Raw genomic sequence first — 14,175 nt, 5'->3', positions numbered from 1 at the left:
AATTGCGCGCCGCGGTACGTCGCGCGCCGCCTGTCCCATGCCCGACTCCCAAGCCCTTTCGCCCGCGCTGCGGCGCTCCATCCTGCTGCTGTCCCTGTCGAACTTCTCGAGCATGTCGGTGCAGCGCATCTGCGACGCCATGCTGCCGGCACTGGCGCAGGAGTTCTCGGTCTCGCTCGGCCAGGCCGCCCAGGTGGTCTCGTTCTTCGCCATTGCCTACGGCGTGGCCCTGTTGTTCTACGGCCCGCTCGGCGACCGCTTCGGCAAGTTCAAGCTGATTGCGCTGTGCACGCTGGCCTGCAGCGTGGGCAGCGTGGTCTCGGCGCTGGCGCCGGACCTGGCCACGCTGGTGCTGGGCCGCGTGCTGGTGGCCGTGGCCGCCGCGGCCATGATTCCGATGGCGCTGGCCTGGGTCGGCGATGCGGTCAGCTACGACAAGCGCCAGGAGACGCTGGCGCTGCTGGGCCTGGGCTCCACGCTGGGCCTGGTGAGCGGCCAGCTGCTGGGCGGCCTGATCACCGACTGGTTCGGCTGGCGCTGGGCCTTCTGGTTCCTGACAGCGCTGTTCGGCGTGGTCGGCACGCTGCAGTGGCGCGACTGGCGCGCGCAGCAACAGCGCCCGCACCACATGGCCGGGCTGGCCGGTGCGGCCGGTACGCCGCAGGGCTTTGCCGCCCAGCTGCGCAGCCTGTGGCGGCGCCCGCATGCGCGGGCCGTGCTGCTGGTCTCGCTGCTGCAGGGCGCGCTGGCCTTCGGCGCGATGGCCATCTGGGCTTCGCACCTGCATGCGCACCTGGGCCTGTCCCTGGCCGCCTCGGGCGCCAGCGTGGCGCTGGCCGGCGTGGGCGGCGTGCTGTACATGCTGACCGCGCGCCGGCTGATCCCGCGGCTGGGCGAACGCGGCCTGGTGCTGACCGGTGCCACCTTGCTCGCGCTGGGCGCCTGCGGCCTGGCTTTCGTGCCGCACCCGGCGCTGGCGCCCTTGGCCACGCTGGTTGCGGGCTTCGGCCTCTTCATGCTGCACAACACGCTGCAGACCAATGCCACGCAGATGGCGCCCGAGGCACGCGGACTGGGCGTGGCCATGTTCTCCACCTTCCTGTTCATGGGCCAGTCGCTGGGCGTGGTGCTGGCGGCCGGCCTGGTCGGGCGCTGGGGCTCCACGGCCGTCGTGGCCGCGGCCGGCTGCGGGGTGCTGTGCATGGGGCTGTTCTTCGCGCGGGCGCTGCGCCGCCGCGATGCGTTGCGCGGCGCCTGAAGCATGCCGCAAGCCGTCTCGCCCTGCCTGTCCTGCGGCGCCTGCTGCGCCTGCTTCCGCGTCGACTTCTCGGTCCACGAACTGCTGAGCGAGGGCGGCAGCGTGCCCGACGGCCTGACCGTGGAGGTCAATGGCCACACCGCGCGCATGCGCGGCACCGACCACGTGCCGGTCCGCTGCGCGGCGCTGACCGGCAAGCTCGGCCAGCACGTGGGCTGCGGCATCTACGAATGGCGGCCTTCGCCCTGCCGTGAGTTCGAGGCCGGCAGCGAGGCCTGCGACCGGGCGCGTGCGCGCCACGGCATGGCGCCGCTGGGCGCCTGATCGGCTGCGTGCGAGCAGGCGCGTGCAATCAGTCGCGCGCCAGCAGCCGCGCGATGGCGTCCGGCAGTCCGGCGTTGGGCTTGACCGGCGGCGGCGCGAAGCTGCCATGCGTGGCCTTGCCCGGCGCCAGCGCGACCAGCGATTCGGCATGCCGCACGGCGCTGGACACGCCGTCGACCACAGGCACCGGCAGTTGCCCGCGCAAGCTGCGCGCCAGCCCCGCCAGCGGCGCGCCAGCCAGCACGATCACATCGGCACCGTCCTCGGCGACGGCGCGCTCGCACAGCGCCTTCAGTGCCAGGCCGTGGTCGGTCTGCACGCTGCCGATGCCGGCCAGCGGCTGGTCCAGCGCGCGGATGCTGGCCAGCCGGCCGATGAGTCCGTTGGCCTCCACCACTTCGCGGTACCAGGCGCTGATGCGCTGCGAGATCGCGACGATGGAAAAGCGCTGGCCCAGCAGGCAGGCGCTGGCCAGCGCCGACTCGGTCAGGCCCAGCACGGGCATGGGCAGCACCTCGCGCAGGCCGGCCAGACCCGGGTCGCCGAAGGCGGCGACGACCACGGCGTCATGGCCGCTCGCATGCTCGGCCGCGACCTGGGCCGTGGCATAGGCGCCGATCAGCGCCTCGAAGCGCGTCTCGATGTAGGCCACGCCGAAGGGCGCGGTCTGCATGCTCAGTGCCGTGGTGTCGGAGGCGCTGCGCCGCGCCTCGGCCTCGATCAGCGCCGTGACGCTGGTGGAAATGTTGGGGTTGATGATGAGCAGGCGCATGGTGTCAGGCCGGGCGGCGTTGCGGGAGAAGAGAAGGGGTGCCGCAGGCGAGCAGCTGGCCTTGGCCGGGGCGTGCATGGAACTGGCCGTCCCACACCACCTCGCCGCGGCTCAGCGTGATCCCGGGCCAGGCCTTGAGCCGCATGCCCTCGTAGGGCGTGTAGTCCACGGCGTGGTGCAGCTGTGCGTTGCGCAGCACGAACTCGCGCTCGTCCCAGATGACGAGGTCGGCGTCCGCACCGATCGCGATCGTGCCCTTGCGCGGGTGCAGGCCGTAGGCCTTGGCCGGTCCCGTGGCCGTGAGTTCGACGAAGCGGTGCGGCGTCATGCGGCCCGCCAGCACGCCCTCGGACCACAGCAGCGCCATGCGCGTTTCCAGGCCCGGGATGCCGTTGGGGATGTGGCGGAACGACACTTCCTCGCCGTTCGGTTTCTTGCCTTCCGGCGCGTCGAACTTGAACGGCGCATGGTCGGACGAGAACACCGTGAACAGCCCGTCGTTGAGCCCGTCCCAGATCACCTGCTGGTTGGCGCGGTCGCGCGGCGGCGGGCTGCAGACGCACTTGGCGCCTTTGTAGCTGTCGTCGATGCCGAGGTCCTCGGCCGTCAGGAACAGGTACTGCGGGCAGGTCTCGGCGAAGATGTTCAGGCCGTGCGCGCGCGCCCAGCGGATCTGCTCCACGGCCTCGCGGCCCGAGACGTGCACGATCAGGATGGGCACGTCCACGAGCTCGGCCAGCGCGATCGCGCGGTGCGTGGCCTCGCGCTCCACGAGCATGGGCCGTGCGTGCGCGTGAAAGCGCGGCGCCGTGCGGCCCGCGGCCTCCAGCCGGCGCGTGAGCCACTCGATGCAGTCGGCGTTCTCGGCGTGGACCATGGCCAGCGCGCCGTGCTGGCGCGCCACATCCAGCACGTCCAGGATCTGGCCGTCGTCGAGCTTCATGTCGTCATAGGTCATGTAGATCTTGAACGAGGTGAAGCCCTCTTTGATCAGTGCTGGCAGCTCCTCCTGCAGCACCTGGGGCGTCGGGTCGCTCACGATCAGGTGGAAGGCGTAGTCCACATGGGCCTTGCCCGCAGCGCGTGCGCGGTAGTCCTCCACCGCCGCGCGCAGCGACTGGCCCTTCTGCTGTGCAGCGAACGGGATCACTGTGGTCGTGCCACCGCAGGCCGCCGAGCGCGTGCCGGTGTCGAAGTCGTCGGCCGTGCGCGTGGGCGGCGGCATGGGCTGGTCCAGGTGGCAGTGCGCATCGACACCGCCGGGGGTCACCGTGCGGCCGGCCGCGTCGATCTCCTGCTTGCCGGGCGGCAAGGCGAGGCCCAGTTGGGCGATGCGGCCGCCGCGGATGCCGATGTCGCAGTCGAAGCTGTCGGAAGCGGTGACGGCCCGCGCGTTGCGGATCACGAGGTCGAAGTCGGACATGGTGGTGTCTGAGGTGAAGAATTGGAAGAAGAGCGGTTGCACAGCGCGCGGCCCGCAAGTCGGACTGCGACCGTTGCCAGCCGCGGTGCAGAAGGCCGCGGAGCAGGCCATGCCAGCGCGCCCGCGGAACCGGCTCTGCCGGGCCGCTGGGTGCGCCCCCTGGAGGGGGTATGGGACTTCCACACGAAGTGAAGAAGTCCAAACGGGGAGGTCTCATGCCGCCATCCAGCCGCCGTCGACCATGAGCTGGGCGCCGGTGGTGAAGGTGCAATCGCGGCTGGCCAGGAACAGCACGGCGCGCGCCACGTCGATGGGCTCGCCCAGGCGTGGCCAGGGCGTGCGGCGCGTGGCGCGGTCCATCACGGCCGGGTCGAGCGCGCGGCCGCCCTGGCCGGTCTGGATCTTGCCGGGCGCCACCGCGTTGCAGACGATCTGCTGCGCCGCGTAGTCGGTGGCCACCTGGCGCGTGAGGTAGGCGATGCCGGCCTTGCTCACACCGTAGGCCAGATCCTCGGGCGCGGCGATCATGCCGTGCTGCGAGGCCAGGTTCACGATGCGGCCGCGCACGCCGTCCACGGGCTCCTGGCCGACCATCTGGCGCACGGCGGCGCGGCAGCAGCGGTAGACGCCCGAGAGGTTCACATCGAGCACGCGCTGCCAGTCGGCCTCGTCGAGCTCCAGCAGCGGCCGCGCATGGCGGATGCAGGCGTTGTTGACGAGCACGTCGAGCCGGCCGAAGCGGGCCACGGTCTGCGCCACGAGCGCATCGACCTGGGCCGTGCTGGCCACGTCGGTGGCGATGAAGCAGGCGCGGCCACCGGCGGCCTCGATGGCGGCCACGGTGGGCGCGCCGCCTTCGATGACGGCGGTGGTCACGTCGGCCACGACCACAGCGGCACCGTGCGCGGCCAGCAGGCGCGCGATGGCGCGGCCGATGCCGGAGGCCGCGCCGGTCACGATGCAGACCTGGCCGGCCATGCGGGCCGCCGCCGCGGGTTGGAGAGCGTAGGGATCAGGCATGGGTGGCTGCGGGTTGGGCGGCGCCATGCTGTTGCCGCCATGCAAGGAAGTCGTCGGCCGCGGCGCGCAGGTCGTAGCGCGGCACGAAGCCGGTGTCGGCGCGCAGGTGCGCGATGTCCATGGGCGCGCGGTCGTCGAGCGCGTAGTAGTCGATGTCGGCGGCGCCGCCGGAGATCTGCCAGGACCAGCCCGGGTGCGCGGCGGCCACGGCGGCGCACCAGTCGGACATGCGGCCCATGAAGCCCGCGGCCACGTTGTAGACGGGGCGTGGCAACTGCGGGCGGTCCAGCAGGGCCTGCAGTCCCGCGGCGGCGTCGCGCACGTAGAGCCAGTCGCGTGTGCTCTCGCGCGGCAGCCGCACGGCCTCGCCGCGCTCGGCGCGCAGCAGCACCTGCAGCGGCGCGCTGAGCGTGTCGCGCACGCCGGTGTCGGCCTCCCAGGGGCCGAAGCAGGTGCCCAGTCGGCCGACCACGAGGTCCAGGCCGTGCAGGGCGGCCAGGCGCAGCGCTGCGGCTTCGGCGGCCTGCTTGGAGATGCCGTACAGGCCTTCGGGCCGCAACGGCGTGCTGTCTTCGTGCAGCGCTTGCGCGTCGATGCCACTCGCGCCATAGACCGATCCCGAGCTGGCGTGCACGATGCGCTGCACGCCCGTGGCTGCGGCGGCCGTCAACGCCGCCACCACGCCGCCCAGGTTGACCTCGAAGATCGCGCCGGGCGTGGTGCGCTCGCGCCGCGCGTCGGCCGTGATCGCCGCCAGCGTGACCAGGCGCTGTGGCCGGTGCGCGCGCATGGCGGCTTCCAGGGCCGCCGCGTCGCGCACATCGCCCTGCACCAGGCCGAAGCGGCCGGGCAGCGCGGCAAAGGCCCGCGCCGCGGCCGGCGGCAGCGGCGCGCGGTCGAAGCCCACGACGGCTTGGCCGTCCTGCAGCAGCCGCTCGGCCAGCGCCAGGCCGACGAAGCCGCAGGCGCCCGTGATGAAGGTCGGCATCAGGCCGGCACCGCCACCGGTTCCGGCCGCAGCAACTGCAGGATGCGGCGCTTGTAGTCGTTGAACTGCGGGCTGGTCGAATCGCGCGGGCGCGGCAGGTCGATGGTCAGCATCTCGCGGATGCGGCCCGGCCGTGCCGACATCACGGCCACGTGCGTGCCGAGGGCCAGCGATTCCTCGATGCCGTGCGTCACGAACACGATGGTGCTCTGGCTGTCGCGCCAGATGCGCACGAGCTCGGCGTGCATCTCCATCTTGGTCTGCTCGTCGAGTGCGCCGAAGGGCTCGTCCATGAGGATGACCTCGGGGTTCATGAGCAGCGCGCGCGCGATGCCCACGCGCTGGTTCATGCCGCCCGACAGCTCGCTCGGGTAGTGGTTCTCGAAGCCCTTGAGGTTCACCATCTCGATGTAGTGCTGGGCCTTCTTGCGGCGGATCTCCTTGCCCACGCCCTGCATGGTCAGGTGGAAGGCCACGTTCTCCCAGACCGTGAGCCAGGGCATCAGCGTGGGCTGCTGGAACACCACGCCGCGGTCGGCGCCCGGCGCCGTGATGGTCTGGCCACCCACGCGCACGCTGCCGCTGGAGGGCATGTCGAAGCCCGCGATCAGGTTCAGCAGCGTGGACTTGCCGCAGCCGCTGGGGCCCAGCAGGCACAGGAACTCGTTGCGCGCCACGTGCACGCTGACATCGTCCAGCGCCTTCACGGCGCTGCCGCGCTTGGGGTCTTCGAACAGGCGGGTGACGTGGTCGATCTCGATCAGGCTCATCTCATGCCTCCTTGGCTTGCAGGGTGGAGCCGCGCTGCCACCGGAGAACGCGGCCGGCGAACAACTTGATCGCCAGGTCGCTCAGGAAACCCAGCAGGCCGATGCTGACCATGGACGCGATCACGATGTCGTAGCGCAGGAAGTAGTAGGAATCCCACAGCACATAGCCCACGCCGCTCTTGACGGCCACCATCTCGGCCGTGACGGTCAGCATCCAGGCCGAGCCGATGGCGATGCGCAGGCCCGAGAACACGCTGGGCAGCGCGGCCGGGAACACGATGTGGCGCAGCAGCTTGCCCGGCGTGCCGCCGGCCATGGCGCCGGCGCGCAGCAGGTTGCGGTCGCAGGTCTTCACGCCGTGGATGGTGGACAGCAGCACCGGGAAGAAGGAGCCCAGGAACACCAGGAAGATGGCGGGCTTGTTGGCGATGCCGAACCAGATGATGGCCAGCGGAATCCAGGACACGGGTGGCACCGGCCGCAGGATCTGCAGAACGGGCTCGATGAGCCGCTCCACGGTGCGCGACCAGCCGATGGCCATGCCGATGGCGATGCCCAGCACGGTGGAGATGGCGAAGCCGGCGAACACGCGCGAGGCGCTGGCGGCCACGTCCTGCAGCCAGTGGCCGCTGTAGGTCTGGGTGTTGCCGTCGGTCGCGAAGACCCAGTCCGCCCAGGCCAGCAGCACCTGCGAAGGCGCCGGCAGCAGCGCGGGCGGCAGCACGCCGGAGCGCGAGAACAGCTCCCAGCCGATCAGCAGCGCCACGGGAACCAGGGCGCGCTCGATGCGGCGGTAGAAGCGGAGCAGGGCGGAGTCGTGGGTCACGCGGCGGTCCTCAATAGCCCAGCGCCGACTTCGGCTGGCCGGTCGCGGCTTCGAGGAAGCGGTAGTCCATGTTCTTCTGAACCGCGGCGCTCACGTCGCTGTTGATGTACTTCAGCTCGCGCATCATCTGGGCGATGGCCACGGCCGATTCGCGGTGCATGGCGTAGTCGGGGTACAGGTTGGCGGCGGCGCCGGTGGCGATCGCCTTGTCCAGGCCCGTCACCTTCTGGATGGTGTCGATGAACTGCGCCTTGTCGCTCTCCATCAGCTTGTTGACCTTGATGATGGAACGCACGGTTTCCTCCACGCCCTTGGCGCGGCCGGCAACCACGTCCGAGCGCGTCACGATCAGGTTGGTCAGCTTGCCGGCGGCCTGGTCGTAGGGGAAGGTGAAGAACTTCGCGGCCTTCACTTCACGGATCTGGGTGGCGAAGGGGTCGACCGAGCAGATCAGTTCGACCTCGCCGCGGCGCAGCGCCTGCACGTGGTCGGACGGGTTCGGGATGTTGATGAACTGCACATCCTTGTTGATGTCGATGCCCTGCTTGGCGAAGGCGCCGCGCATGTGGATGTCCTGCGCATTGCCGCGCGAGGCCGCCACGCGGAAGGGCTTGCCCTGGGCCTTGTACTCGGCGATCAGCTTCTTGAGGCCGGCCCAGTCGTTCTCGGCCAGCGGCAGGTCGTTGCCCACGAGGATCTGCGAGCCGCCGTTGATCTGGCCCGAGATCGCGACCACGTCGAAGCCCTTGTCCAGCGCGGTGGCGTAGTGCAGGTAGGTGACCTGGGCCACGTCGATGCTCTTGGAGAGCAGGGCCGTCAGCACGTCGTTGCCGGTGTTGAAGGCGATGGCCTCGAGCTTGACGTTGCTGGCATTGGCCGGTGTGAGCGCCAGCGGCGTGCAGTGCGCGCACTTGGCGTAGCCGAGCTTGATGGCGTCCTGGGCGTGTCCTGCCAGCGGCAGGATGGCGGCCGCCGCGAGGGCGAGGCGGGCGAGAAGTTTGAACATGGTGCTCCCTTGGGTTGGCCGGGCCCGCGAGCGCGGGACCTGCATCTGGTCCAGCAAGGGACATGCCAAGTTTGTATCCAATCTGTTAAGTGTTTGGCGCCAAAAGGATTCACCGGCGCATCGGCGTGGAAGCCTGCGACGCAGGGCACGGAAATGGATCCATGCCATGCGCCAGATTGGATACAAATTGCCCGGACTTGGTGCGTCCTCAGACCCAGTAACGCTTGCCCTCGGCGCCCCAGAGCGCGCGGGCGGCCTCCTCGGCCTCGCGGCACACCGTGTCCATGTCCACGCGCGTGGGCCGGCCGTCCTCCACGAGGATCTCGCCGTCCACGAGCACCATGGACACGTCGCGGCCCTGGCCCGTGTGGACCAGGTTGCCCAGCGGGTTCACATGCGGGCGCAGGTGGGGCCGGTTGGCGTCGAAGACGACGAGATCGGCCGCCTTGCCCAGCGCCAGGCTACCGATTTCGTCCGCCATGCCCAGGGCCTTGGCCCCGCCCATGGTGGCCATGTGGAACACGTCGCGCGGCTGCCAGCTGTCGTCCACGCGGCCTTCCTGCACGCGCGCTGTGACCAGGGCCCAGCGCATGAGTTCCACCATGTCGCCGTGCTGGGTGTCGGTGGCCAGCGCCATGTTCACGCCCGCGCGCTGGAGCATGGGCGTGGGCGCCAGCCGGCCCGAGGTGGCGTTGCACTTGGGGATGTGCACGGCATGCGCGCCGGCCGCCGCCATGCGGGCGGCGTCCTCGGGCGTCACGTAGATGCAGTGGCCGCCCATCAGGCGTTCATTGAGCAGGCCGGTGTCGGCCAGCACCTCGGTGGAGCTGCGGCCGCAGCGTGCGCGCACGCGCTCGACCTCGACCTGGCTCTGGCCCAGGTGGGTGCTGACGACCAGGCCGTGCTGTTGCGAGGCAGCGGCCACTTCGCGCAGGAAGCCTTCGGAGCAGGTGTCGACCGCGTGCGCGGCCAGGTTCACGCGCACGCGTGGGTGATCGGCCCAACGCGCATGCAGGTCCAGGCCGGCCTGCAGCGTGGCGTTGCCGATGGCCGCACTGTGCTGCCAGTCGCCATGCGCCACGCGCGCGAAGTCCACGTCGTGGATGCGCCAGCTGGGCGCCAGCCGCATGCCGAGCTCGACCATGGCCTCGGTCGTCACATCGGCGTGCACGAAGTTGTCGCCCAGCACGGTGGAGCCGAACAGCAGCGCCTCCAGCGCGCCGAGCCGGGCCAGCGCGCGCGCCTGCGCGGGGTTGACCTGCGTGCCCTTGGGAATGCCGGGCGTGTACGAGGGCGCGAAGCCCAGGTCGGCCGCCACGCCGCGCACCATGGTCAGGATGGAATGCGCATGGGTGTTGACGAAGCCCGGTGTGACGAAGTGGTCGGGCAGGCGCAGCACGCGCGTGGCGGCGTAGCGCTCGGGCGGCTGGGCGGCCAGCCAGGTGATGCGGCCGTTCGCGATGCCGATGGCGGCGCCGCGGATCTCGGGCTGGGCGGGGTCGGCCGTCAGCGCGATCGCATCGAGCAGCAGCAGGTCGAAGGTGGGGATGTCGGTGGTGGTCATGCGGCCGTTGCAAGCAACGGCCGTGCCGACTTTGTATCCAATCTTCCGCCAGCCTGTCGCCAGCGGCTCAGCCCAGGAGCGCTTCGGCCAGGTCGATCTCGGGCGCTGCCTCGGCGTCCAGGTTCAGCGACTTCTCGATGTGATGCAAATGCTCGTCCATGAGGGCCACGGCCGCCTCGGCATCGCCGGCCTCGATGGCGTCGAGCAGCTCGGTGTGTTCGTCGTTCGGGCAGGCCGCGCCGGTGGGCGCGTCGAAGGTCAGGATGGCCAAACAGGTCAGCGGCGTCAGTTCGCGCAGCATGCGCGCCATGATCGCGCTGCCCGACAGCTGGGCCAGCAGCACGTGGAACTCGCCCGACAGCCGCACGGCTGCGCGCCGGTCGCCGTTGGCATGGGCTTGCTGCTCGCGCTTGACCAGCGTGCGCAGTTGCTTGAGGGCCGTGCTGGCCTTGCCGGCGGCGATGCGCTCGATCAGCCGCCGCACCACGGCCGGCTCCAGCGTGCGCCGCACCTCCAGCACGTCGTGCGCCTCCTCGGCGCTGGGCGTGGTCACGAAGGCGCCGCGGTTGGGGATCAGCGTCACGAGCTGCTCCACGGCCAGGCGCTGCAGCACGCCGCGCACCTGGGTGCGGCTGACCGCGAACAGCTCGGCCACGCGCTCCTCCGACAGCTTGGTGCCGGGCAGCAGCCGGTGCTCGACCACGGCCTCGTAGATGCGTTCGTAGATGTCGTCCTTGGAGGCGGCCTTGCCGCTGGCGTGGGGGGAAGACAGCCGCAGCGTGCGCCGGGACGGAGGGGTGGCCATGGTGGACCTGATGACGGTGGTGGTGGAGGGCAGGTGGCGGGCGAATGGTAGCGGCAGGCCGCGCCGTCAGCTGCCGGGCAGCTCGCTGAACAAGCGGCCCCAGCCCTGCACGCGGCGCGTGTCCACGCCGGCCAGGCGCAGCGACTTCCAGACCGCGGTGGCGATGGTGTCGTAGACGGGGATGCCCAATTCGGCTTCGAGCGCCGGCACCAGCTGCGCGGCGCGCAGATTGGTGCAGAAGGTGGTGATGCACTGCGGCTCCGCAAACGCCAGTGCGCGGGCCATGGCCTCGATCTGCGCGGGTGTGACCTCGGAGAACTCGAAGTTGACCTGCTGGTCCAGGTGGCGCTCGGCCACGCAGTCGTAGCCGCTGGCGCGGTAGTTGGCCACGATGCGCTGCTGCACATCGTCCAGGTAGGGCGAGGCCAGGCCGAAGCGCGTGCGGCCGGACAGTTGCATGGCCTCGTTGAGCGCGAGCACCGAGGTGCAGGCCGGGATGCCGGTCTCTTCCGTGATGCGCGCACACAGGGCCTCGTCGGTCTGAAAGCCCAGCCAGCCGGACGAGGTGCCGTTCCAGGCGATCACATCCACGCGCGCATCGGCCAGCAGCCGTGCGGCCTGCAGGATGGGCTCCAGGTCGAACTGGCCCAGGGCCTGGGCACGCAGCGAGATCTCGGTCACGCGAAAGCGCGCGAAATGCGCCGACACCTCGGGCAGCCCCGCGAGCATGGCCGCCGTGAGCGGCTCCAGCGCGGTGTTGGACGAGGGCGTCAGCATGCCCAGCAGAACTCTTTTCATGTCAATGATCCATTGCGCTGCGCGCCGCCGGCATCGGCTGCAGTCGGCTCGCGAGCAGCGGTTCCGAAGGCCGCGGAGCAGGCCATGCCAGCAGACGCCGCGGAACGGGCTCTGCCCGGCCGCTGGCGGTGCCCCTGGAGGGGGATGGGCTGGCTACACGCAGTGAGCCAGCCAAACGGGGTGGGTTCGATCACACCTTGACCTCCCGGTTGAAGCGGTCGATGTACTCGCCGCGGCGCGGGTTGAGCTTGGCCCAGTCCACCCCGTTCATGGCTTCGATCTCGGCCACGTTCTTGGCGTAGGCCTGCAGGCCGGGGCTGAACTGCGCCTTGCTGCTGACCGGCGCGACGAAGTAGGGCGCGGCGGCCATCTGCGTCTGCACCTCGGGGCTCAGCGCGGCGTTGATGTAGGCGGCGGCCAGGTCCGGGTTCTTGGTGTTCTTGACGATGTGCATCACGCTCTTGATGTGGATCCAGCCGGTCTCGGGCCTGGCCAGCGCCACCGGCACGCCCTTGCCCTGCAGGTCGCCCACGTTGTTGTTGTAGTGCACGGAGATGTCGATCTGGCCCTGCTGGAACAGCGTGGCCAGCGCGCCCGGGTTGCTGGCCACGGCGCTCACGTTGGGCAGCAGCTTCTTGACGAACTGGAAGGCGGGTTCGAGGTTCTCTTCGCTGCCGCCGTTCAGGCGCGCGATCTCCACCATCCAGGCCGACATCAGCGTCGAGCCCATGCCGGCCAGGCCCACGCGGCCCTTGTATTCGGGCTTGAGCAGGTCGTTCCAGTTCTTGGGCGGGTTCTTGATCTTCTCGGTGTTGTAGGCGATGCCGATGATCTGGCCCGACACGAAGACGCCGAGGCCGCGCGGGTCCACCAGCTTGGGCGGCACGTCCTTGAGGTTGGGCATCTTGTCCACCGGGATCTTCTCGAAGATGTCCTGCGACAGCGCGGCCAGGTAGGGGCCTTCGTCCAGGATCACCACGTCGTAGGGCGGGTTGGCCTTGGAGGCGACGATCTTGGAAACGGTGTCCACCGCCAGCGAAGAGACCAGGCTGGTCGAGGCGCCCGTGGCCTTGGCGAAGGCCGGCAGCAGGATGCTGCGGTGTGCCGATTCCCAGGCCCCCGGGTAGGTGGTGGCCGAGATGGTCTTGGACTGCGCGTGCGCCAGGCTGGCGTGCAGCGGCAGTTGGGCGGCACCGAAACCGGCGGCGGCCTGCAGCAGTGTGCGGCGGGACAGGGACATGGGTGGACTCCTAGGTTGCGAGGGCTGCCCGATGGCGGGACTGACCCTGCCAGCGCAAGCTTTGTGCCACGGCCTGTATCCAGGGCTGCACAGGCGCTTGCCTCCCAAGCCGGTGCGGCAGCTGCGCCAATGTGGCGCATTTCGCACCAAATTGTGCTCAATGAAAAACGAGATTGTGTCCAATCTCAGTTTTTTTTGTGGCCACGCGGAGATGCGTCGTGTGGCACGTTTCTTGAGTTGCCGCAGGGACCGCGGCGCATCCGGTGCCGCCCCCAACCAGGCCACCGCATGCAAACTCCCGATCGAACCGCCGGCGTCGGCATCGTGCTCGACCAGATCCAACACCGCTATGCCGGTGCCACGGCGGTGGAGTCCGTGTCGCTGGACATCCCGGCCGGCGAACTCGTCGCGCTGCTGGGCCCCAGCGGCTGCGGCAAGACCACGCTGCTGCGCATCGTGGCGGGCCTGTTGCGCCAGAGCGGCGGCCATGTGCGCATCGGCGGCGAGATCGTCGATGCGCTGCCGACCAACGAGCGCGGCGCCGGCATCGTGTTCCAGAACTACGCGCTGTTCCCGCACATGACGGTGGCCGACAACGTGGCCTACGGCCTGCGCGCACGTGGCGTGGCGGCCACCGAGGCGCGCGCCACGGCCGCGCAGATGCTGGCCATGGTGCGCATGGCCGACTACGGCAAGCGCTACCCGCGCGAGCTGTCGGGCGGCCAGCAGCAGCGCGTGGCGCTGGCGCGCACGCTGGCCGTGCGCCCGCGCGTGCTGTTGCTCGACGAGCCCTTCGCCGCGCTCGACAAGAACCTGCGGCTGGACATGCAGATCGAGATCCGGCGCATCCAGCGCGAGCTGGGCATCACCACCATCCTGGTCACGCACGACCAGGAAGAGGCCATGTCCATGGCCGACCGCATCGCCGTCATGCACGCGGGCCGGGTCGAGCAGTTCGACACGCCCGAGGCCATCTACGACCGGCCGGCCACGCTGTTCGTCGCCACCTTCATCGGCACGGCCAACCTGCTGCCGGGCCAGCTGCGCAGCGCCGAGGGCGGCTACGTGGTCGATTGCGCGGACGGCGGCGCAATCTCGCTGGAGCGGGCCGCGCCGTGCTCGCGCGTGGGCAGCGTGGTGGTCGCGGCGCGGCCGGAGAACCTGGTGCTGGCCGGCTCCGCGCTGGGCGCGCTGCCGGCCCGCGTGGAGATGGTGCTGCCGCTGGGGCCTTCGCTGGTCTACGAACTTGCGCTGGCCACGGGCGGCACGATCAAGGTCACGCAGCCGCGCAGCGCGGGCCAGATGCGCTTTGAGGCCGGTGAACAGGTGGGCGTGCGGCTGCGCCCCGGTGCCCCCGCCGGCGTGTTCGCAGGCTGACGCG

At 70.4% G+C, this 14,175-nt stretch carries 14 protein-coding genes; 3 read left to right on the top strand and 11 right to left on the bottom strand.

Translation table 11 applies throughout. From position 1 onward, the window contains the following. Position 1 precedes the first annotated feature (1 nt). Both ASF45_RS24235 and ASF45_RS24230 read left to right on the top strand, forming a co-directional pair. Positions 2–1,258 (top strand): MFS transporter, encoded by a 1,257-nt coding sequence (locus ASF45_RS24235; RefSeq protein ID WP_255357808.1) that lies wholly within the window; start codon positions 2–4, stop codon positions 1,256–1,258. 3 nt (positions 1,259–1,261) lie between these two features. Then, positions 1,262–1,582: a YkgJ family cysteine cluster protein gene (locus ASF45_RS24230; protein WP_056669180.1), complete on the top strand. Its 321-nt coding sequence runs from the start codon at positions 1,262–1,264 to the stop codon at positions 1,580–1,582. A 28-nt stretch (positions 1,583–1,610) separates the two neighbouring features. On the opposite strand, the gene ASF45_RS24225 is transcribed toward ASF45_RS24230, so the two are convergent. The 11 genes from ASF45_RS24225 to ASF45_RS24175 form a co-directional block, all read right to left on the bottom strand. Further along, complete coding sequence (locus ASF45_RS24225) at positions 1,611–2,354, bottom strand: aspartate/glutamate racemase family protein (RefSeq protein ID WP_056670010.1); 744 nt, start codon at positions 2,352–2,354, stop codon at positions 1,611–1,613. 4 nt (positions 2,355–2,358) lie between these two features. Continuing rightward, a complete protein-coding gene (gene hydA / locus ASF45_RS24220) occupies positions 2,359–3,777 on the bottom strand; it encodes a dihydropyrimidinase (RefSeq protein WP_056670007.1) in 1,419 nt (472 codons plus the stop codon). A 213-nt stretch (positions 3,778–3,990) separates the two neighbouring features. Next, the gene (locus ASF45_RS24215; protein ID WP_235581022.1) at positions 3,991–4,797 is read right to left on the bottom strand and encodes an SDR family NAD(P)-dependent oxidoreductase; all 807 of its coding nucleotides are present in this window, start codon (positions 4,795–4,797) and stop codon (positions 3,991–3,993) included. After that, positions 4,790–5,785 carry an NAD(P)-dependent oxidoreductase gene (locus tag ASF45_RS24210; RefSeq protein ID WP_056669177.1) on the bottom strand — a complete coding sequence of 332 codons (996 nt, stop codon included), beginning with the start codon at positions 5,783–5,785 and terminating at the stop codon, positions 4,790–4,792. The genes ASF45_RS24215 and ASF45_RS24210 overlap by 8 nt, the downstream gene beginning before the upstream one ends. Beyond that, a complete protein-coding gene (locus ASF45_RS24205; protein WP_056669173.1) occupies positions 5,785–6,555 on the bottom strand; it encodes an ABC transporter ATP-binding protein in 771 nt (256 codons plus the stop codon). Before ASF45_RS24205 ends, ASF45_RS24210 begins: the two co-directional genes overlap by 1 nt. A 1-nt stretch (position 6,556) precedes the next feature. Then, complete coding sequence (locus tag ASF45_RS24200) at positions 6,557–7,381, bottom strand: ABC transporter permease (RefSeq protein WP_162244050.1); 825 nt, start codon at positions 7,379–7,381, stop codon at positions 6,557–6,559. Between the two features lie 10 nt (positions 7,382–7,391). After that, a complete protein-coding gene (locus ASF45_RS24195) occupies positions 7,392–8,387 on the bottom strand; it encodes an ABC transporter substrate-binding protein (RefSeq protein WP_156473169.1) in 996 nt (331 codons plus the stop codon). Positions 8,388–8,595: 208 nt separating this feature from the next. Further along, a complete protein-coding gene (locus ASF45_RS24190) occupies positions 8,596–9,951 on the bottom strand; it encodes an amidohydrolase family protein (protein ID WP_056669171.1) in 1,356 nt (451 codons plus the stop codon). Positions 9,952–10,018: 67 nt separating this feature from the next. Next, positions 10,019–10,756: a GntR family transcriptional regulator gene (locus tag ASF45_RS24185; RefSeq protein WP_056669168.1), complete on the bottom strand. Its 738-nt coding sequence runs from the start codon at positions 10,754–10,756 to the stop codon at positions 10,019–10,021. 66 nt (positions 10,757–10,822) lie between these two features. Next, entirely contained in the window at positions 10,823–11,554 is a 732-nt protein-coding gene (locus ASF45_RS24180; RefSeq protein ID WP_056669165.1) for an aspartate/glutamate racemase family protein, read from the bottom strand. A 190-nt stretch (positions 11,555–11,744) separates the two neighbouring features. Next, positions 11,745–12,794 (bottom strand): ABC transporter substrate-binding protein, encoded by a 1,050-nt coding sequence (locus ASF45_RS24175; RefSeq protein ID WP_056669162.1) that lies wholly within the window; start codon positions 12,792–12,794, stop codon positions 11,745–11,747. A 288-nt stretch (positions 12,795–13,082) separates the two neighbouring features. Here ASF45_RS24175 and ASF45_RS24170 point away from each other — a divergent pair, with 288 nt between their 5' ends. Continuing rightward, complete coding sequence (locus ASF45_RS24170; RefSeq protein ID WP_056669159.1) at positions 13,083–14,171, top strand: ABC transporter ATP-binding protein; 1,089 nt, start codon at positions 13,083–13,085, stop codon at positions 14,169–14,171. Positions 14,172–14,175 lie beyond the last annotated feature (4 nt).

It is taken from the genome of Pseudorhodoferax sp. Leaf265, assembly GCF_001422365.1.
Lineage (GTDB): Bacteria > Pseudomonadota > Gammaproteobacteria > Burkholderiales > Burkholderiaceae_C > Pseudorhodoferax.
Note: the sequence above shows the minus strand (reverse complement) of the source record. Positions and strands in the feature narration are given on the sequence as shown.